The sequence below is a fragment of the Sorangium sp. So ce406 genome (genome assembly GCF_051474675.1).
GTDB lineage: Bacteria > Myxococcota_A > Polyangia > Polyangiales > Polyangiaceae > Sorangium > Sorangium cellulosum_G.
In genome coordinates this window covers 311,053-331,194 of record NZ_CP150340.1, presented here as the reverse complement: position 1 = coordinate 331,194, position 20,142 = coordinate 311,053, and the positions used below count along the sequence as shown (strand labels likewise).

The 20,142-nt window shown below is 72.6% G+C and carries 9 protein-coding genes and 1 pseudogene; 3 read left to right on the top strand and 7 right to left on the bottom strand.

The features are described from left to right. Positions 1-13: 13 nt before the first annotated feature. A pseudogene (locus WME96_RS01245) lies at positions 14-5,719 on the top strand (nSTAND1 domain-containing NTPase); the annotation flags it as partial. Here the strand turns inward: WME96_RS01245 and WME96_RS01240 are convergent. After that, entirely contained in the window at positions 5,706-6,842 is a 1,137-nt protein-coding gene (locus tag WME96_RS01240) for a trans-sulfuration enzyme family protein (protein ID WP_437292437.1), read from the bottom strand. The pseudogene WME96_RS01245 and the gene WME96_RS01240 sit on opposite strands and share 14 nt — an antisense overlap. A 113-nt stretch (positions 6,843-6,955) precedes the next feature. Then, positions 6,956-8,236 (bottom strand): hypothetical protein, encoded by a 1,281-nt coding sequence (locus WME96_RS01235; protein ID WP_437288357.1) that lies wholly within the window; start codon positions 8,234-8,236, stop codon positions 6,956-6,958. A gap of 429 nt (positions 8,237-8,665) precedes the next feature. Between WME96_RS01235 and WME96_RS01230 the strand changes: the two genes are divergently transcribed. After that, positions 8,666-9,805 carry a DUF3500 domain-containing protein gene (locus WME96_RS01230; RefSeq protein ID WP_437292436.1) on the top strand — a complete coding sequence of 380 codons (1,140 nt, stop codon included), beginning with the start codon at positions 8,666-8,668 and terminating at the stop codon, positions 9,803-9,805. A gap of 259 nt (positions 9,806-10,064) precedes the next feature. On the opposite strand, the gene WME96_RS01225 is transcribed toward WME96_RS01230, so the two are convergent. The 5 genes from WME96_RS01225 to WME96_RS01205 form a co-directional block, all read right to left on the bottom strand. Then, positions 10,065-11,099, bottom strand: a complete 1,035-nt coding sequence (locus WME96_RS01225) for an Rpn family recombination-promoting nuclease/putative transposase (RefSeq protein ID WP_437288356.1) — start codon at positions 11,097-11,099, stop codon at positions 10,065-10,067. 197 nt (positions 11,100-11,296) lie between these two features. After that, a complete protein-coding gene (locus WME96_RS01220) occupies positions 11,297-12,400 on the bottom strand; it encodes a metallophosphoesterase family protein (RefSeq protein ID WP_437288355.1) in 1,104 nt (367 codons plus the stop codon). Then, entirely contained in the window at positions 12,397-13,599 is a 1,203-nt protein-coding gene (locus WME96_RS01215) for a hypothetical protein (RefSeq protein WP_437288354.1), read from the bottom strand. The genes WME96_RS01220 and WME96_RS01215 overlap by 4 nt, the downstream gene beginning before the upstream one ends. Before the next feature lie 162 nt (positions 13,600-13,761). Further along, on the bottom strand, positions 13,762-14,886 hold the full coding sequence (locus tag WME96_RS01210; RefSeq protein WP_437288353.1) for a Gfo/Idh/MocA family protein: 1,125 nt from the start codon (positions 14,884-14,886) through the stop codon (positions 13,762-13,764). 252 nt (positions 14,887-15,138) lie between these two features. Then, positions 15,139-16,866: a hypothetical protein gene (locus tag WME96_RS01205; protein WP_437288352.1), complete on the bottom strand. Its 1,728-nt coding sequence runs from the start codon at positions 16,864-16,866 to the stop codon at positions 15,139-15,141. A gap of 771 nt (positions 16,867-17,637) precedes the next feature. On the opposite strand from WME96_RS01205, the gene WME96_RS01200 reads away from it, so the two are divergent. Next, positions 17,638-20,127 carry a PAS domain-containing protein gene (locus tag WME96_RS01200; RefSeq protein WP_437288351.1) on the top strand — a complete coding sequence of 830 codons (2,490 nt, stop codon included), beginning with the start codon at positions 17,638-17,640 and terminating at the stop codon, positions 20,125-20,127. Positions 20,128-20,142: the final 15 nt, after the last annotated feature.

The window sequence follows — 20,142 nt, the reverse complement described above, 5'->3', positions numbered from 1 at the left end:
GACCGGAGGGGCCATGACGAAACAGGAGACCCTCGCTCCAAGGACGGTGTTCCAGGGCCGCTACGAGATCCTCTCTTCGCCCCAGGAGACCGCCCTGGCTGCGGTCTACCACGGGCGGCAGATCCCGAGCGGGCAGCCGGTCGTCCTCGAGGTCGTGCGCCTCCTGCCAGAGGGGGTCTCCGAGGACGTCGCGCGACGCCGCCGCGCGCACTTCCTGCGGGAGATGCGCCGCTATGCGCGGCTCTCCCATCCCAGCATCGCCCGGCTGATCGACGCGGGGCAGACGGACGAGGGGCAGCTCTATGCGATCTTCGAGCGCGTCCCCGGGCAGAGCCTGGCCGAGCTGCTGTCGGCGCAGGGCGCGCTCGAGCCGCAGGAGGCGCGGCGCCTGATGAGGCAGGTCCTCGACGCGCTCGCCTGCGCGCACCGGCAGGGCATGGTCCACGGGGACGTCAGGCCGGCCCACGTGATGATCGTGCCCTCGCCGGAAGGGCGGAGCGCGCTGCTGTTCGGCTTCGGCTTCGGGAAGGTCGACGCGGGAGCGCGCCTCGGCGAGGGCGAGGCGCACGTCTCCGGCACCGGGATCGTCGGCTCGCAGGCCTACGCGGCGCCCGAGCAGCGCCGGGGATTCCCGCCGACCGCGCGCTCGGACCTGTACGCCTGGGGCCTCGTGTTCCTCGAGTGCCTCACGGGCAGCCGGCGCGGCTGCGGCATGTCCCCGGAGAGAGACGCTCTCCCTCCGGAGAGCGACGAGCCCGTCCGGATCCCCCGCGCGCTCCTCGCCCACCCGCTCGGCGCCCTCTTGCGACGGGCGACCACCCTGGACGTCGCGGCGCGGGACGTCACGGCCGACGGCCTGCTGTGTGAGCTCGATGACTGCGGGGTCGACGGGCTCCGCCGGGAGGACTTGATCCTGAAAGACGCCCCGAGCGGCGACGAAGCGAAGGCACGAGAGGAGGCCGCCGGCCGCGCCCTGGCGGGCTCGGGGCGAGACGCGGCGACCGGTCATGACGAGCCGAGCGCGCCCGAGCCCTCCAGCGCGGAGCGCTCGCTCACGCTCGCCGAGGTCCCGGCCAGCCTGCCCTCCGGCGGGCGAGCGCGTGGCGCCGTCTCTCGCCGGACCGGTGCGGGGGTGCCAGCGGAGCCCGCCGCGATCCGCGTGCACTGGAAGCCCGGCGACGTGATCAAGCATTACGAGATCATCCGCAAGCTGGGCCAGGGCGGCATGGGGGTCGTGTACCTGGCGCGCGACATGAGGCTAGGCCGTCTCGTCGCGATCAAGTTCCTCCTCAGCTACACCGGGCAGAAGGGCGAGCGCTTCCTGGACGAGGCGCGGGCCACGGCGCGCTGCGGGCACGAGAACATCGTCGTCATCCACGAGGTCGACGAGATCCATGGATGTCCCTACCTCGTGCTCGAGTACATCAAGGGTCGCTCGCTGCGCGAATGGATGGTCCAGGGCGAGCGAGCCAGCACGCCCGGGCCGCCGGCCGCCCCTGCGCCGCCGGCCGCCCCTGCGCCGCCGGGTCCGAGGGCGGCCGGCGCCGTCATCGAGCTCATCATCCCCGTCGTTCGCGCCCTGGTGTGCACGCACGAGCTCGGGATCGTGCACCGCGATCTCAAGCCGGAGAACATCCGGCTGGACGACGCCGGATGCATCAAGGTGCTCGATTTCGGCCTCGCCAAGCGGATCGACGCGGGCGTGCTCCCGTCGAGCACGAGCGCGCAGGCGGCGCGCGCCGGAGCCGCCGGCCGGCGTCGGACGAGCGCGCTCACCGGCACGCCTGCCTACATGGCGCCCGAGCAATTGCTGGGCAGCGACATCGACGGTCGCACCGACCTCTGGGCCGTCGGCATCGTCCTGTACGAGCTGCTCACAGGCGACCACCCGCTGCGCCCGTTCTCGCTCGCGCGGCTCTCGGAGGTCGTGAACCTCGATCTCCCGATGCCCAGCCTGAGCGAGCGGCAGCCGGAGCTGGGCGCGCTCGGCGCCCTCGTCGACCGCTGCCTCAAGAAGCGCAGGGCCGAGCGCATCGGCTCCGCCAGCGAGCTCCTCGCCGAGCTCGAGGCGCTCGTGCCCGGCCGAAGGCCCCTGCGGCTGGGCGAGGACGAGAGCCCGTTCGCCGGCCTGTCCGCCTTCCAGGAGCCGGACGCCGCGCGCTTCTTCGGCCGCGATCGCGAGATCACCGCTGCGGCGGCGCGGCTGCGCAAGGAGCAGCTCCTGGTCGTCGCCGGGCCCTCGGGGGCGGGCAAGTCGTCGTTCGTGCGCGCTGGCGTGATCCCCGCCCTGAAACGGTCGGCAGACCGCTGGGAGGCGTTCGTGCTGCGGCCCGGACGCCGGCCGCTGTCCGCCCTCGCCGATGTGCTCACGCAGGTGGCCGAGGCGGACCACGCGAGCGGGGCGACGGCGCGAAGCGACGCGATGGCGAGCTCGCCCGAGCTCCCCGATCACGACGGCCTGGTCGCCACCTTGCGCGCCCAGCCCGGGTACCTGGGCGCACGGCTGCGGGCGCGCTGCCGGCGAGACGGGTCACGTCGCCATATCCTGCTCTTCGTCGACCAGTTCGAGGAGCTCTATACGCTCGGCGCCTCCACCGAGGAGCTGGCGGTGTTCATCTCCTGCCTGGAGGGCGCGGCCGACGACGCCTCGTCGCCCCTGCGCGTCCTGCTCGCCGTCCGCTCGGACTTCCTCGAGCGTATCGCCGAGGATCACGGCTTCATCAGCGACGTGACCCGCGGGCTCTGGTTCCTGCCGCCGATGGGGCGCGCTGGCCTGCGCGAAGCCTTGATGACGCCGCTCGAGGCGGCCGGGGTTCGCTTCGAGACCGCCGAGATGGTCGAGCACATGCTGGGCACGCTCGAAGGCACGCGGAGCCCGCTGCCGCTCTTGCAATTCACGGCAGCGAAGCTCTGGGAGCGGCGCGATCGCGCGCGCCGGCTGCTGACGCGAGACAGCTACGAGCAGCTCGGCGGCGTCGCCGGTGCCCTCTCCGCCCACGCGGACGCGGTGCTCCTGGCGATGTCCTTGCGCGAGCAGCGGCTGGCCCGGGCGGTGCTCCTGCGCCTCGTCACGCCCGAGCGCACGCGCGCGGTGGTGAGCCTGGGCGAGCTCCGCGAGGCCGCGCAGGGCGGCGAAGGGAGCGCCGGCGACGCGGTCGCGCAGGTGATCCAGCGCCTGGCCGGCGCGCGGCTCCTGCTCCTCGAAGCGGGCGACGAGGAGGCCGGCTGCGCGCGCGATCGCACGAAGGTGGAGCTGGTCCACGAATCGTTGATCGACAGGTGGCCCAGGCTCGGGCAGTGGATCGCGGAGAGCGAGCGAGACGCGCAGTTCCTGGCCCGGCTGCGGGCCGCAGCCCTGCAATGGGAGGCGAGCGGCGAGGCCGCGGGTCTGCTCTGGCGCGATCGCGCCGCGGAGGATGCCCGGCAATGGCGTGAGCGCCGGCGCGCCGAGCACGGCGCCGACTGGCGAGTCGGGCTCGGCGACCGCGAGGAGCGGTACATGCTGGCCGTCGTGGCGCTCCACGAGCGAGCGCGGCGCCTGCGGCGGCGCCTCACGGCGGGCGTCATCGCCGCGCTCGGCGCGGTCGCGCTCGTCGTGTCGTACTCGGCAGCCCGCGCGCACGACGAGGCGACGCGCGCGCAGGCCGAAGCCCGGGAGGCGCGCAACGCCACGCGCATGGCCACGGCCCGCGAGATGGAGGCCGATCCCACGGCCGCGCTGGCGATCGTGCGCGAGGTCGAGCCGCCCAACCTGCCGCGAGGGTGGGCCAGCCTCGCGCGGTCGGCGCTGAACAGCAGGGTCTCGCGCGCCGTGCTCAGCCATCCGGATCTCGTCGTCCAGGCGAGCTATAGCCCGGACGGCAAGCGCATCGTCACGGCGTGCGCGGACGCGACCGCGCGGGTCTGGAACGCCGATGGCACGGGCGAGCCCGTGGTCCTTCGTGGCCCCGGGAGTCGGGTCAACACAGCGTCCTTCAGCCCTGACGGCAAGCACATCGTCGCCGCGTCCCAGGACGGGACCGCGCGGATCTGGAACGCCGATGGCACGGGTGAGCCCATCATCCTTCGCGGTCACGAGGACGCGGTCCGCGGGGCGGCGTTCAGCCCCGACGGCAAGCGCGTCGTCACGGCGTCCAACGACAGGACCGCCCGGGTCTGGAGCGCCGATGGCACCGGCCGGCCCGTGGTCCTCCGCGGCCACAAGGACGTGGCTTACAGCGCGGCGTTCAGCCCCGATGGCAAGCGCATCGTCACGGGATCCTATGACAGGACCGCGCGGGTCTGGAACGCCGACGGCACGGGCGAGCCCATCATCCTTCGCGGTCACAAGGAAGCGATCCATTCAGCGGCGTTCAGCCCCGATGGCAAGCGCGTCGTCACCGCGTCCTGGGACAAGACCGCGCGCGTCTGGAACGCCGACGGCGTCGGCAAGCCCGTGGTCCTCCGTGGCCACGAGGAGGGGCTCACCTGGGCGGCGTTCAGCCCCGATGGCAAGCGCGTCGTCACCGCGTCCTGGGACAAGACCGCGCGCGTCTGGAACGCCGACGGCGTCGGCAAGCCCGTGGTCCTCCGTGGCCACGAGGAGGGGCTCACCTGGGCGGCGTTCAGCCCCGATGGCAAGCGCGTCGTCACCGCGTCCTGGGACAAGACCGCGCGGACCTGGGACATCGATGACGCGGAGGACCTCCTGAGCCTTCGAGGTCACAAGGATATCGTGTATTCGGCAGCGTTCAGCCCCGATGGCAAGCGCATCGTCACGGCGTCGCGGGACCATACGGCGCGCATCTGGAATGCCGATGGCACGGGTGAGCCCTTGGTCCTCCTCGGTCATGCGGATACGGTCCCTTCCGCGGAGTTCAGCCCCGATGGCAAGCGCGTCGTCACCGCGTCCTTTGACGGGACCGCGCGCGTATGGAACGCCGATGGCAAGGGCGCGCCCCTGATCTTCCGCGGTCACGAGGAGGAGCTCTCTTCGGCGGCGTTCAGCCCGGATGGCCAGCGCATCGTCACCGCGTCCCAGGACAGGACCGTCCGGGTCTGGAACATCGATGGCAAGGGCACGCCCCTGGTCCTTCGGGGTCACGAGGACAAGGTCAACTCGGCGGCATTCAGCCCCGACGGCAAGCGCATCGTCACCGCGTCACCCGACCAGACGGCGCGGGTCTGGAACGCCGATGGAACCGGCGAGCCCCTGGTCCTCCGTGGACACGAGAGCTGGGTATCTTCGGCGGCGTTCAGTCCCGATGGCAAGCGCATCGTCACCGCGTCCTTTGACAGGACCGCCCGGGTCTGGAACGCCGACGGAACCGGCGAGCCCCTGGTCCTCCGGGGGCACGCGTACGGCGTCGTGGCGGCCGTGTTCAGCCCCGACGGCAAGCGCATCGTCACCGCGTCCCAGGACAAGACGATACGGGTATGGAACGCCGATGGGACGGGAGAGCCCCTGGTCCTCCGCGTCTCCGACTCCCCGGTCAGCGATGCGGCGTTCAGCCCCGATGGCAAGCGCATCGTCACCGCGTCCGACGACAAGGTCGTGCGGGTGTGGTCCGACCTCGAACCGCTCCGCGGCGCCGACGATCCGAAGCTGTGGACCGCGACCACCTACTGCATGCCCATCGCTCAAAGGATCGACCTGTTCCGCGTGCCCGAAGCCATGGCCCGCGCGAACCGGGAATCCTGCCTGCGCCATGTCGAGCTGTCGGCCGTCAGCCCGCCCGGAGCGCCTCGTCGAGGTCGGCCCAGAGGTCGTCGACCGACTCGAGGCCGATCGAGAGCCGCAGCAGGTTCGGCGGCGCCAGCGTCCCCGGGCCCTCGACGGTCGCCCGGTGCTCGATCAGGCTCTCGACGCCGCCGAGCGACGTCGCGCGGAGGAAGACCTTCACGCGGCCCGCGACGCGGAGCGCGTCCTCGGCGCCGCCCTGCACGAGCAGCGAGAGCATCGACCCGAAGCCGCCCTTCATCTGCCGCGCCGCGATCGGGTGACCGGGATGCGACTCGAGCCCCGGATACAGCACCCGCTCGACGCGCGCGTGGCCCGCGAGGCGCCGGGCCAGCTCCAGCGCGGTGGCGCTCGCCCGCTCCACGCGCACGAAGAGCGTCCGCATGCCGCGCAGCAGGAGCCACGCCTCGAACGGGCCGGGGACGGCGCCCTGCATACGGCGGACGCGGCGGACGCGCTGCCACGCCTCGTCGTCGCGCGCGGTCGCGAGCGCGCCGGCGAGCACGTCGCTGTGGCCGTTCAGCGCCTTGGTCGCCGCGTGCATCACCAGGTCGGCGCCGAGGGCGAGCGGCCGCGTGTGCACGGGCGTGGCGACGGTCGAGTCGACGGCGAGCCGCGCGCCGCCCGCGCGCGCGATCTCCGCCGCGGCCGCGATGTCGACCACGTCCCACGTGGGGTTCGCGGGCGTCTCGATCCAGACGAGGGACGTCGGGCCGCGCTGGACGGCCGCGCGGAGCGCGTCGAGGTCCGTCGCGTCGACGAGCTCGAGGTCGACATTCCACGTCGCGCACCACTCGGTCATCCAGAGGCGGAGGCCGCTGTACATCGCCCGCGAGGCGACGAGCCGCGCGCCCGGCCGCGCGAGCGCCTGCACCGCGGCGGTCGCGGCCGCCATGCCCGACGCGAACAGGCGCGCGTCGGCGCCGCCCTCGAGGGCCGCGAGGAGCTCCTCGGGCGCGCGGAACGTCGGGTTGTCGTCGCGCGCGTACTCGTGCGCTGCGGGCAGGCGGTACCCCTCGTCGCGCGCGTACGTCGTGCTCGCGTGGAGCGGCGGCACGACCGCGCCGGTCGCGTCGTCGATGGAGTGGCGTGCCTGCGCGGCGATCGTCTCGGGAGAGGTCATGGACGCGATGCTAGCGCGGACCCCGGCGCGCGCCGTCGCCGGCGATGCGCGGCGTCATCCGCCGCGCCGCGCTCGTCCGGGTGCGCTCGGGGCGCCCTCGTCGTCCCGGCCCCTCATTTGGCCAGCATGCGCACCGAGGGCGGCGACCCCTCGGCGCGGGCCGTCGTCCAGTAGATGGCGCGGCAGTCCTGCGCGACGCCCAGCGCGTACGTGCTGTCGGCGAGCAGCTCCGGCGCGCCGCCCGAGAGGCGCACGCGCCGGAGCTGCTCGCCGCCGGCGCCGAAGTAGTAAACGAAGGCCGAGTCGGCCAGGATCCTGCTGGGGTAACCCGCCGCGGCGAGCACCCCTGCGCCGGATCCGTCCTTGTTCGCGGCGTAGATATCGCCGGCGGCGACCCAGTAGACGCGATCGCCCACCGTGATGTCCCCCGGCCTCTCGTCGCTGCCGACGCGGATCGACGCGACGAGCTCGGGCGCGCTGGGCTCGCCGAGCGCCATGCGCTGCACGGAGATCTGCGTCGCGCCGAGCTCCATCTCACTCCAGTAGAGATGGGTGGAGTCCAGCGCGAGGCCTCCCACGTAGGCGTCCTTGTCGAGCACCGGCAGGCCATTCTGGTCGGCCTGATCGGCCCGCGCCGCCCAGATACGGTGTGGGGCGTCCGGCGCGTCGGGCGCCTCGTCCTCGTGGGGTGCCTCGGTGACCCAGTAGACCCACCCGTCGCTGGCCACGGGCTGCCAGCCGCGCGCGGCCCCTTCCGCGCTCGCGACCGTCGGGACCGTGATGTTCCCTTGAAGCGGCACCCGACGCACGTCCGACAAGCCCCAGTCGGTGATGAACAGCGAGCTCCCGTCGCGCGCGAGCATGGTGACCGAGGAGTCCAGGACCACCAGCGGCTCGGTCAAGCCGCTGGCCGCCTTCTCGGTCGCGAAGACCGTGCCTCCATAGCCGCTGCCCCAGAGCACGCGCGCGCCGTCCCCTTCCCCCTCGACGGCGATGCCGATCGTCTCGTGCTCCTCGGGGACCGTTGTCGTGAGGATGACTTGCGCGCACTTACCCCCATCGCACTTGCCGCCGAGGCAGCTCCTGCCGGGGACACAGCAGTTCTCCCCATCGGAGAGGTAATCGTGGTCGCCGTCGGCCGCATGGCACCCTTCCGGCGCGCGCGCGGTGAACGGCTCCGGCGGGCACCACGCCGACGGGTCTCCCCCGCCCTCGCCATTCCCGGCGGCGCCACCGGTACCCCCGGCGGCCCCGCTGCCGCCGGCCCCTCCGGCGCCGGTCAGCGCGGGGTCCACGGAGGGTTTTCCGTCGGGGATCCCCCAGATCGCGTTGCAGCCCAGCGCTGTGCTCAAGGCAGCGCACACCGCGAGGATCATCGGGTCGCTCGATCGCATCGCGGTACTCTACCGCCGCGCGCCTCCGGACAGACGAGCCGGTAGCACGCCGCTGGATTTCGCTGGCACGAGAATCATCCACTGCGACGCGACCCATCACCCGACCCGGGTTGGCCCCCGACGCGACCCATCACCCGACCCGGGTTGGCATCGACAGGCAACGGGGTTCGTCTGCCGGTGTGGCGCTCTGGGTACGGCGCTCTGGTGGAGGCTTGCAAAAAGGACGTGCCAGCGACGTCTCGCCTGTCAAGAAGCGTGGATGCTCCAGCCAGCCCTTGACGGACATCGCTTGCCGGTCCGCCATTCCTCCTGGAGAGCAGCGTGAGCTCAAGAATCGATCGGCGATCTGAAGAGCTCGCCCTCACACATCGCCCCTGCGGGAGCTCATCCGGACCGGGCGCGCGGATTGCTACCCTCCTGGCGCTCGTGATGGCGATCTCGTGCAACAGCGTGCGACCCCAGGAAGGCCGACGCGGCGAGCCCGCGGCGGCCGCGAGCAGCCAGCCTGCGCCGGCCGAGCTGGCCGCCGAGCGCGGCGCTCCGCCAGCGCCATCGGCACCTGGCGGGCCTCCGGGCCTCGCGTCTCCCCCGGGCGCCGCTGCGGGGCGCGCCACGGCCGAGGCGATCGCGGCGTCCGCGGGCGCCTTCCTGGAGGGTCTCGATCAAGGGTCGCGCGGCCTCGCGCAGCTCGCGTTCGAGAGCAGCGAGCGCGAGGACTGGCACTACGTCCCGCGCCGCCGCGCCGGCCTGGCGCTCGGGGACATGGACGACCGCGAGCGCGGCGCCGCGCACGCGCTGCTCCGGGCGGGGCTGAGCCCGGAGGGGTATCGCAAGCTGGAGGGCGTCCTGTTGCTCGAGGGCATCCTCGGCGGCATCGAGGGCAACCCGGCGTTCCGCGACCCGGGTCGCTATCACGTCGCCGTCTTCGGTCAGCCCGGGCGCCAGGACCCCTGGGGTCTTCGCTTCGAGGGTCATCACATCTCGCTCAACTTCACGTCTGCGGGACATGCCGTGGCCACGACACCGGCGTTCCTGGGCGCCAACCCGGCCGAGGTGCCCTCGGGTCCCCGGAAGGGCCTGCGTGTGCTCGCGGTCGAGGAGGATCTCGGCCGCGCCTTCCTGGCCTCGCTCACCCCCGCGCAGCGTCAGCGCGCCGTGATCGCCCCGACGGCGCCGCTCGACCTCGTCACCGAGGCCTCCCGCCGCGCCGCGCTGCCGGGCTTCGACGGCCTGCCCGCCGCCGAGATGACCCCGGCCCAGCGCGCCGCGCTGATACGCCTCCTGGAGGTCTACGCCCGCAACTTCCCGGCCGACGTCGCCCAGGGGCACCTCCACCGCATCGAGCGCGCCGGCGTGGAGCGGCTGCACTTCGCCTGGGCGGGCAGCGCCGCGCCGAAGCAGTCGCACTACTACCGGATCCACGGCCCCACGCACCTGATCGAGTATGACAACCGCGGCGGCGATCACATCCACACGGTGTTCCGCGATCTGCAGGACGACTTCGGCGACAGCCTCCTCGCGCGGCACCTCCAGGAGGGCCACGGCGCTCCCGCCGGCCGGCGGCCCTGATACGGCGCCCTCGCGGTGCGTCGCTGGTTCCGTGATGGGGGAGAGATTGAACCACAGAGGCACAGAGGGCACAGAGGGCACAGAGGAGAGAGGGAGAGATAGAGAGGGAGATGAGAAATCCCACTCTCTTTCTCTCCTCTGTGCCCTCTGTGCCTCTGTGGTTCAAATTCTCATGAACCAGGAACGAGCGTGAGCAACCCGGAGCTAGGCCGCGCGAGCGCCAGCAGATCAGCTTCCTCGCCGCGCGAGCGCTGCCGTGTCAGCGCTCGGTCAGGCAGTCGTCGAGCGTGGGCGACGTGAGGACGCGCTCGGTCCACCCTTCGATCTGGCCTGCATCGGCGGTGCGGACGCGCGTCACGACCGGCTCGGGCAGTTCGCCGAAGCGCATCCGGAGCTGCTTGAGCAGCGTGCTTCGCTGCCCTTCCAGGCGGCCCTCCCGCTCGCCCGCCAGCCGGCCCTCCCGCTCGCCCGCCAGCCGGCCTTCCCGCTCGCCCGCCAGCCGGCCCTGCTCGCGAAGGTAGTCTGCGATGGTCACGATCTCCTCCTCGGCTTCCGGCCCGGCCGCCACGAGCAGCCGCTGCAGCAGCTCCCTTGGCTGGGCCGGGTCCGCGATGTTCAAGATATACCGCCACACGCGCGACAGCGCAGCCCCACCGCCGGGCGCGCCGCGCACCTCCCGGACCAGCTCGTACCAGCCGGACAGGCGCGCCACCAGCTCGTCCGGGCGGCGGGCATGCCGGAAGCACCAGAGCACCAGCCGCCCCAGCGCCGTCATCGCCCGCGCCCGCAGCGCCTCGTCCGTCTCCTTGCTGATGTCGTCCAGCACGAACCGGAAGTGCGGCACATGCTCGGCCATCAGCCGCAGCACCTCCGGCGGCAGGTCGATCACGTCCTGGAACGCGACCGCCGCGGTCCAGCCGGTATCGCTGTGGTGCAGCACCACCGGCAAGATCGCCGGAAGGCGCGTCGACCTGGGGTGGCGCCCGAGGTGGCCCTTCCAGATGCGGACCATGTACTCGAGCAGCCGGAAGGCCATGAGCGGGTGCGTCGTGCTCTGGTGCTCGAAGAGCACGTAGATGAATAGCGGCGCTTCCGCGAGCCTGGCGGAGAAGAGCAGGTCGCTCTGGCTGGCGGCGAGCTCTTCGTCGATGAAGCTGCCGGACTGCAGCGCCAGCGACGCGAAGTCGATGCGGGCGGCCAGGGCAGCGGGCAGCACCTGACGGAGCGCCGCGGCGGCGTGCTCCGGCTGGCTGAAGGTGGCCTTGAACAGGGCGTCATGAGGGGTCGGCGTCATGGGGATGGCACGCAGCGGGCGCCGCGCGCGCCGCGCGGCGGCGGGGCTCCACATAGGAGTTACGGGGAGGGCTGCCGCGTGATTTGGGTTTCAGGCGCCCCGCATCCCCCTGTCTCGCTGCCCGCGCTCCAGGGCCGAACCTCCGCTGCGCGCGTCCGCACCGCCGCCGCCCTCCGACAGCGGTATCCGCCTGCGCTTCAGTCCACGCGGACGACGGCGACCTGCGAGATCCGGCCGGGAGGCTCGACGTCGACGGTGACGAAATGGCGCCCGATGCCGTCGAGCCGCTCGGGGATGGCGCCGCCGCCGCCCGAGATGTACGCGGGGATCCCCGCGTTCTCGAACGCGTAGAACGAGTGGATGTGGCCGTAGAACGTGAGATCCACGCGCCCGTCAGCGAGCATCGTGAGCAGCTTGTTCGCCTCGGCCCGGCTCGCGAAGGCGCCGTTGCGGGAGCCCACCGGATCGAGCGGCGCGAGGTGCATCGTGACCACGTGCAATAGATCCCGCCCCTCGGTGAGCCAGCCGGAGAGCCACCCGTAGGCGAGCGGATCGATCGTCGCGCTCGCCGAGTCCAGCATCGTGAAGTGCACGCCCCGGAACACGAAGCGGAAGTTCCCGCGGCCAAACCACTCGTGATACAGATCGTCCCGCGTGCCGAGCTCGTGGTTGCCGAGCGTCGCATAGCAGGGGAACGCGAGGGTCTTCATCTCGCGCTGGAACCGCTCGAGCTGCTCGGGCGAGCCCCGCGAGGTGAGATCGCCGCTGATGAGCGCGAAGCGCACCCCCTCCGTCTCGTTCATCTTCGCGTAGATGTCCTGCACGCGGTCGATGTCCTCCTGGACATCGGCGAAGACCGCGAACCGCCACGGCTCGAGCCGCGCCGCGTCCGGCGGGCGCAGCGAGAGCGTGGCCTCGGCGCCCTGCGGCAGGGCGAACCGGAACGTGCGCTGGGTCGGAAAGGGCGCCTCGACGAGCTCCACGGGCACGCGCTCGCCGCCGACGTCGGCCGAGAGCTCCGCGTCGGCGAGCATGTTCTCGATCGTGACCGTCCACGGCCCGCCCGCAGCGTCGGCGAGGCGGACCGAGAGCACAGGCGCGCTCGCCCAGAGCGAGAGCTCGCCCGGCGCGAGGCGGCGGATCGCCGCGAGCCCCTCGTCCACGACGATGCGCGCCTCGCCCAGGGAGGCCTTCCCCACCTCCAGATCGCGCCGCGCGCGGCCCTCGGCCACGTCGAGGCAGGAGAGCGCGAGCGGCGCGGCGAGGGCGAGGAGCACGAGGAGCGGGCCTCTCATGATCATGGCGATCCTCCGGGGCGCAGGAGCAGCGACAGGCGCCCGACGTACGCGGAGCCCGCCTGGACCTCGGCGAGCACGCCCCAGCGGGGCGAGGCATAGACCCGGCCGTGAAGGCCGAGGTGACCCGGCACGCCGCTGCCGAGGCCGGTGATCTTGGCGCCGGCCGCATACCCGTCGTGCCGGTGCTCGTAAACCACCTTGGCCTCGCCGCGAGGATACCCCTCGTGCCCAAGGTACATCCCGAAGGCGAAATGCGGGGTCAAGAGCTCGTTCCCCTCGAGCGGCCGGCGGCCGTTGCGATAGGCCTCCCCCCCGATCCCCCAGCCCATCTCCGCGAACGAGCCCCGCAGCGTCGGGCCGATGTGGGCGAGATCGAGCCGGCCCTGGAGCGTGACCTCGCCGGTCGTGATCGAGAAGCCGTCGGAGGTGTAGCGGTGGTGTGTGAGCGCGGCCTCGAGCTCGAGGAACGAGCCGTCCGCCGCGCGCGGGCCGTCCGGCGTGCCGGGGCCGAGGAAGCGATAGGCGGTCTCGACGCGCAGGCGCGCGTTGTCGTCGTTCAGGGCAAACCAGCCGGCGCCGGAGAGCCGGAGTGAGCGCAGGCGCAGATCCATGCCCGGCACCACGAAGGTTCGGTAAGCGAACGTGGGGTCGTCGACGTAGGCCAGGCCGAGCTGCGTCTCGACCCAGGGCAGCGCGGAAGGAGCGCTGCCCGTGCCGCCCTCCGGGGCGAGCACGCCATAGAGGTCCGCGAGGAGCGTGATCCCGAACAGGCCCGCGCCCGTCACCGTGGTGAGCACGATCGGAGCGATGACGCGCCGCGAAGCCCCGGTGACGGCCGCGCCCGCGAGCCCACCGATCATGAGCCCGGTCCCCGCGCCGCCGAGCGCCAGGAGGGACAGGCCCGTGCGCCCCTCGCCCAGGAGAAAGTGCCCGCTGCCGTGCACGAGGAGCCCGGGGATCACCGCGCCGGTCGCGGCGAGGGCGCGCCGCCCGGGGGAGATCGCTCGCCCCTCCGGCGCCACGCTCGCCGGCGCCACGCTCGCCGTCGCCGCGCTCGCCGTCGCCACGCTCGACGCGACAGCGGGCGCGGCCATGGCTGGCGAGACCGGGGCGTCGTTGCCTTCGTCGGCCTGGGCCGGCGCGGCCGAGAGGAGCGCGAGCAGGGCGATAACGTGGCCTGTCGTACGCGGGGGCCTCAGCATCGAGCTCTTCGTGGAAGGCGCCTACCGTGGCACGGCCGTGCGGACTTTGCACGCCTCGCGTGGGCCTCTCGCGCGACGCGACCAGCGCACGCCGGGCCGATCCCGCGCTCTTGTGGGGCAGACACCTCGCGACAGGAGGCGCCGCTCAGGCGCTGGTTCCGATCACTGCTCCGAGGGCGACGGGGCCTTCACCGGCTCCGGCGGGTCGATTGGAGGCTTCTTGATGCTCTGGCTCATCCCGGGCCGCTGGTCCCGCTGGAAGGGGGGAATCGCCTCGGCCCTCCCGCTCGCGGCCGAGTCCTGGATCGCGAGCATCACCCGCACGTCCGCGAACCCTTCGAGCCCCGAGGGCTCAGGCTCCCTGTCCTCGAGGATGCACCGCGAGAAATAGACGAGCTCCGGGGCGAACTGGTCGCGGCCCTTGAAGGTCTTCTCCTCGGTCTTCCCCCCGACCGTCAGGTAGTGCTTGATATCGGACGAGTAATCGAAGGCCGGCTCCACGCGGAGCTCGCCCTCGGTGCCCGCGATGCGGAACGACGACACGCTCGCGAGCCCCTGGCTCACGGTGAACTGGGCGACGGCGCCGCTCGGGAAGCGCAGGATGGCCGAGGTGGTCTCGTCGACGTCCTCGGCGCGCCGCGCGTCGAGCCGCAGGCTGACGGCGAGCGCCTCGCTCGGCTCCTCGCGGAAGAGGTAGCGGGCGGCGTTGACGCAGTAGACACCCAGGTCGAACAGCGCGCCGCCTCCCTGCGCGCTCCGGGTGCGGATGTCGCCGGGGCGCACCACGTGCGCGAACAGGGAGGTGAAGGCGCGCACCTCGCCGAGCTTGCCCGAGCGGGCGATCTCGACGGCCTTCAGGTTCCCCTCCTCGAAGTGCAGGCGGTAGGCGATCATCAGCTTCACGCCGCGGTCCTTCGTGGCGCGGATCATCGCCTCGCAGTCCTCCTCGGTCATGGCCATGGGCTTCTCGCAGAGCACGTGGACCCCCATCGCCGCGGCGCGCTCGGTGTACTCGCGGTGCATCGTGTTCGGCAGGGCGATGTACACCGCGTCGACCCGCGCGCGCTTCAGGACGTCCTCGAGCTCGTCGTAGCCGCCGAGCTCCGCGACGCCGTAGCGCTCGCCGAGCGCCGCGCGCTTCTCGGCGTCGCCCGAGACGATCGCGACGAGCTCGGAGTTCTCGGCGGCGTTCTTGAAGGCCGGCAGCACGGCGACCTGCGCGATGTTGCCCGCCCCCACGACGGCATAGCGGATCTTCCTGGTCTCGTTCGACGCTGTCCTGGCCATGGCTCCTCCGTACGCGGGCAACCCACGTTCCCGGGAAGCATGGAGAGATGCCCCCTCGCGTCAACCGGCGCGGCCGCCGTACCGCCACGCGCCCCCGCGCGCTGGTCACCGCGTCCCCTCACGCTCCGCCAGCCCCAGTACGCGCTCGCCGTGCGACCAGGACCATGGCCGTCGGGTCGCCGAGGGGCTCGGCATCGGGGCCGGCCCAGGGGCAGCTGCGCGCTGGCCCCGGGCCGGCCTCCGGCATCGGACCTAGGCCCGCCGGCGCCGCCGCGCGAGCGCGAGGCCGGCGATCGCCGCGAACGCGGCGACGCCGCCGCCCGGGCCCGCCGAGCCGCCGGCGCTGCACCCGGCCGCAGCCGACGCGCCGCCGCCGGCGAGGTCGGTCGTCTCGTCGAGGCCCGACAGGTCCGGCAGCGCGTCGGGCTCGAGGCGATCCGGCCGCGCCGGGCCCTCGAGCTCCTCCCCGGCGATCGGCGCGATCACGACCTCCTGAACCTCGCCCAGGCTCGTCGGGCCGGCGCGCAGCGCCTCGCCGGGAAGATCGATGACCTCGGCCCCCTCGCGCGCGACCCGGAACAGCGTGTCGCCGATCGTCACATGCCAGCCGTCCTCGAACCAGCGCGCGTGCCCGAGATCGCTGCCGACCTCCGCGGGCGCCTCGCCCGGGACGCCGATGTAGCGCCTGCCGCCGTGGAGGAACACCACCTCGCCGCTGTCGCTGATGCCGTCGTGGCCGATCCGGAGCTTCTGCTGGTCGAACTGGCTCGACGTCTCGAAGCTGCTGATCTGGTGCTGCTCGCCGTCCGAGGTCCGCAGCCACACCTGGTTGACCTCTCCGTCGCTCCTCAGGAACGCGGCGTGCCCCGCGTGCAGGAGCAGCCCGGCGGAGTTGCCCGAGATCGAGTCGCCGAGGAACACCTCCTCGCCGTCCGCTGTGTACAGGTAGCTGGAGCTCGTTCTCCCGTTCCACCACCGCCCGGCGATGTTCGTCCCGTCGGTGATCGGCCGCTGGAGGTTGCCGGGGTGATTGCCGATCCGCCTCACGAGCAGCTGGCGAATCCACGGCTCCTCGTACGTGGCGTAGTACACGTCGCCGGAGGCCGTGATGTCGGCCTGGAACGGCGTCTTGCCGCCCGGCCTGTTCCAGAGGCTCTGGTTGAGCCCCGTCGACAGCGTGTGCAGGTACGCCCTGTCCTCGGCCTGCGCGGTCCACACGAGCAGATCGCCGTTCACCGCGTCGAGCCGCCCCCGCGTGATCCTGGTCACCACGCCGTCGACCCACGTGAAGATGCGGGTCGTCGCCGACTGGACCACGAAGCCCGAGGGCGTGAGCGCGCCGTAGCTCGGGCTGCTCCCGGCCGGATCCGGCGGGAGCGGCATGATCAAGCTCGCCTCTTCCGTGGCGCGGTCGACGATGCCGACCCGATGATACCGATCGAGGAAGAGGATCCGCGTGGCGTCGACATCGAGAATGGCGCCCGGGGCACGCTGAACCGCGGCCAGCCTCGGGCTCCGCTCGATGTAAATGGGCCCGGAGGTCGTCGTGAAATCAGCGCCGACACCGGTGTTGCCCGTGAGCGTGACGGTGAGCTCCTCCCCGGACTCGAACGCCGGGAACGGGCGTGTCTTGAGCATCAACGTCCCCGGCGGCGAGCTCTCCGTGCGATGGCTGCAGGCGCTCGCCGTGTGCGTCCGGCCCCGGACCTCGACGCAGAGGCGCTGGCACTCGAGGGGCGGCGTCGCGAAGCACCTCGCGTCGAGCGGCACGTTCCCGGAGACGACGCTGTACGGCCGCGGGGTCGATAGCCAGGGGATCGGCGTCACCGGGTCGCCGGACCGCTCCATGGTCCGCTCCACCGTCGAGCCGTCGCCGAACAGGTCGTACGCGCGGATCGTGAGCACGTGAGGACCGTAGGCGAGCTCGCTGATGTCGAACCTCCCCTCGTAGCGGTCGTCGCCCATCGGCAATAACTGCACCGTCACCCCCTCGAGCTCCGCGTCGACCCGGTAGACGCCCTCGTTCGAGGTCGCGTGGACGCGCACGACCAGCCTGTCGCCCGCCACGATCAGATCGCCCCGGGGCACGCTCGCGCCGTCCGACGCCTGGACATCTTCGATCGTCACCTCTGCCTGGGCCACCGCGGCCGAGAGGGACACCAGCGATGCGAGCGCAATGCTGATCAACGTACGAGAATCACGCATGAGTCCTCCAGTGGTGGCAGCTTGGAAGCGGCGACAGGCCGCCGTATTCACGTCGACCCCGGCCACGGCTCTGCGCGATGTCCTGGAGCAACGCGAGCACAACCGGAAGCCGGGCCCGCCGTACAATCGCGAACCCCGCAATCACGTTATCCCGCTTACCACAGACCCGAACCCGACGGCTCCCCGTGCGCGCCGCGAACTCCGGGTTCAGCGACGGATAACGCGGCTCCTGCCGCGCTGCCGCAGCGCGAACCGTCGACGTGGATTAACGCTCTCACTGTAAAAGCCGCATTTTTCCTTCTGCATGAATGTCGTGCAGTCGTGTGGCACCGCTGGGTCGGGAAGACCCTTCAAGGGTGGGGGAGCACGGATTCGACAGGGAACGCGGCGGGCCGGCGCCGGACGCGGGCAGCCGAGCGAACCGACGTACGGCGCGAAGGGCCGTGTTACGCTCGCCCCGCGCTCACCCGGATCGGGTCGAGCAGCGCGAGGGGCCGAGTGAACAGCGACGACAGACGGCGTGGAGCCGGACGGGGCGGACCGTCCATGCGCGGGCGGCGCGGCGCTGCGCCGGGCGACGCGCTGGCCCGCGCCGTGGCCGACGCGTCGCTGGCCCTCTCGCGCGCCGGCGAGGACGCGGGCGCGCTGCGGAGGGCGATCGCGGCGGCGGCGGCGCGCGCCCTCCGCGTCGAGATCGCGTGTCTCTTCGACGTCTTGCAGGAGCCGCGCGCGCTCGCGCTCGTCGCCGCCGAGGGCGACCAGGGCGCCGCGATGAGCGCGCTCCAGCGCCTGCCGCTGGACGCCGAGTGCCTCGCGGCGGCGGCCGCGCGCAGGGGGGCCGTGCAGGTCGCGCCCGAGGGCGACGGCGCCGCGGCGCTCCTCGACGTGGCTCACCTCCGCGCGCACCGCGGCTGCTCGCACGCGCTCGCGATCCCGCTCGCCTTCGCGGGCGACCTGCGCGCGGTGCTGCTCTGCGCCGCGGCGCAGCCGGCCCTGCCGCAGGCCGAGGCGCTCGAGATCGCCGGCGCCCTGTCGGTCCTCTTCGGCATGGCGCTCGCCGCCGCCGCGGCGCGCGCGCTGGGCGCGCGGGTCGGGGAGCTCGAGCGGGAGACGACGGCGCTCGAGCGCTCGCGCGAGCAGCTCGACGCGACGCTCGCGGAGGCCCGACGGACCGAGGAGGCGCTCCGGCTCAGGGGGGAGAGCTTCGCCCGCGCGCAGAAGATCGCCAGGCTGGCCAACTGGGACTGGCGCATCGTGAGGAACGAGCTGGTCTGGTCGGAAGAGAGCTATCGCATGCTGGGGCTAGCCGGCGACTCCGGCCCGATCACGTACGAGGCGTTCCTCGAGCGCGTCCACCCGGACGACCGCGCCGGGCTCATGCGCGCCGTCGATCTCACGCTGCACGGGGCCGAGCCGTACCGCGTCGATTACCGGATCATCCGCCCGGACGGCGAGGAGCGCTTCATCCACACCGTGGCCGACGTGCAGCGCGACGAGGACGGAACCCCGATCCGGATGATCGGCACGGCCCTCGACGTGACCGAGCAGCGGCGGGCGGAGGACGCCCTCCGGCTCAGCGAGGCGCGCCTGCGGCTCATCGCGGAGCACGCGAGCGACGTCATCTTCCGCATGCGGCTCGGCCCCGAGGGAGGCTACGAGTACATCAACCCCGCCGTCGTCGAGCACACCGGCTATCCGCCCGAGGCCTGGTACGAGGACCCCCGGCTCTTCCTCTCGCTGGTCCACCCCGAGGACACCGGGCTTTATCACGACTTCGTCGAGCGCATGGCCGCCGCCGGCGGGCGGATCACGTTCCGGATCATCGACCGGAGCGGCCGGGTCCGATGGGTCGCGACCCACGTCACGATCGAGCGCGACGAGAGCGGAAAGCCGCTCACCGCGATCGGGATCTCGCGCGACGTCACCGCGGAGAAGCTCGCCGACGAGGAGCGAGAGCGGCTCCTCGAGCAGCTCGCGGCCGAGCGGACGTGGCTCAACACGGTCATCGAGCGCACGCCGGTCGGCATCGTCCTGCTCGACCCGACCGGCCAGCAGATCACCTGGAACCACCGCGCCCAGGAGCTCGCCCGGGCGACCTCGCCGGACGAGCTGGGCGGCGCGTCGTGCCTGTGCCTCTCGGACGGACAGCCGCTCTCCCCCGAGGAGTGCCCGGCGATGCGCGCGCTGCGGGGCGAGGTCACGACCGCGAGGGAGCTCTCGCTGCGGCGCGCCCACGGCAGCGCCCTGGCGGTGCTCATGAGCGCCGGGCCGATCGTCGACGCCAACGGGAGGCTGCTCGGCGCCGTCCTCGCGTTCGAGGACATCACGCGGCAGAAGGAGCTCGAGCGGCTCAAGGAGGAGTGGACGTCGGTCGTCGCGCACGATCTGAAGCAGCCCGTGACCACGATCATCGGCTATGCGGCGCAGATCGAGCGGAGGCCCCAGCTCGCCGACGCGGCGAAGGTCAGGGCAGGCCACATCCTGGCGAGCGCGAGGCGGCTCGGGCGGATGGTCTCCGATCTCACGGACATCTCCCGCATCGAGTCGCGGCGGCTCGCGATCGAGCGCGGCCCCGTCGACCTGCCGGCGCTCGTGCAGGCCGTCGTGGAGCGGACGGCGAGCGAGACCGACGGGCACCCGGTCGACATCGAGGTCCGGGGCGAGATCCCGGTCGTGGCCGCGGACGCGGGGCGCATGGAGCAGGTCCTCAGCAACCTCCTCTCGAACGCGGCGAAGTACGGAGATCCGGAGACGCCGATCCAGGTGCGGCTGGAGCGGCGCGGCGACGCGGTGGTCACGTCGATCTGGAACAGGGGCCGCGGGATCCCGCCCGACGAGCTGCCGTTCCTGTTCGAGCGGTTCTTCCGGGGCAAGGCGAGGGAGGCGCGCGTCATCGGCCTCGGCCTCGGCCTGTACATCGCGAAGGGCCTCATCGAGGCGCACGGCGGCCAGATCTGGGCCGAGAGCCCTGGCGACGGCCACACCGCGTTCCATTTCACGCTGCCGCTCGTGGGGGGTGCCGCGGACAGCGCGTGATCGAGGGCTGCCCGG

Coding starts and splice junctions, on each gene's coding strand:
- WME96_RS01240 (WP_437292437.1), bottom strand. CDS start 6,842: ATGACCTCTCCCGAGACGATCGCCGCGCAGGCACGCCACTCCATCGAC.
- WME96_RS01235 (WP_437288357.1), bottom strand. CDS start 8,236: ATGCGATCGAGCGACCCGATGATCCTCGCGGTGTGCGCTGCCTTGAGC.
- WME96_RS01230 (WP_437292436.1), top strand. CDS start 8,666: ATGGCGATCTCGTGCAACAGCGTGCGACCCCAGGAAGGCCGACGCGGC.
- WME96_RS01225 (WP_437288356.1), bottom strand. CDS start 11,099: ATGACGCCGACCCCTCATGACGCCCTGTTCAAGGCCACCTTCAGCCAG.
- WME96_RS01220 (WP_437288355.1), bottom strand. CDS start 12,400: ATGATCATGAGAGGCCCGCTCCTCGTGCTCCTCGCCCTCGCCGCGCCG.
- WME96_RS01215 (WP_437288354.1), bottom strand. CDS start 13,599: ATGCTGAGGCCCCCGCGTACGACAGGCCACGTTATCGCCCTGCTCGCG.
- WME96_RS01210 (WP_437288353.1), bottom strand. CDS start 14,886: ATGGCCAGGACAGCGTCGAACGAGACCAGGAAGATCCGCTATGCCGTC.
- WME96_RS01200 (WP_437288351.1), top strand. CDS start 17,638: ATGCGCGGGCGGCGCGGCGCTGCGCCGGGCGACGCGCTGGCCCGCGCC.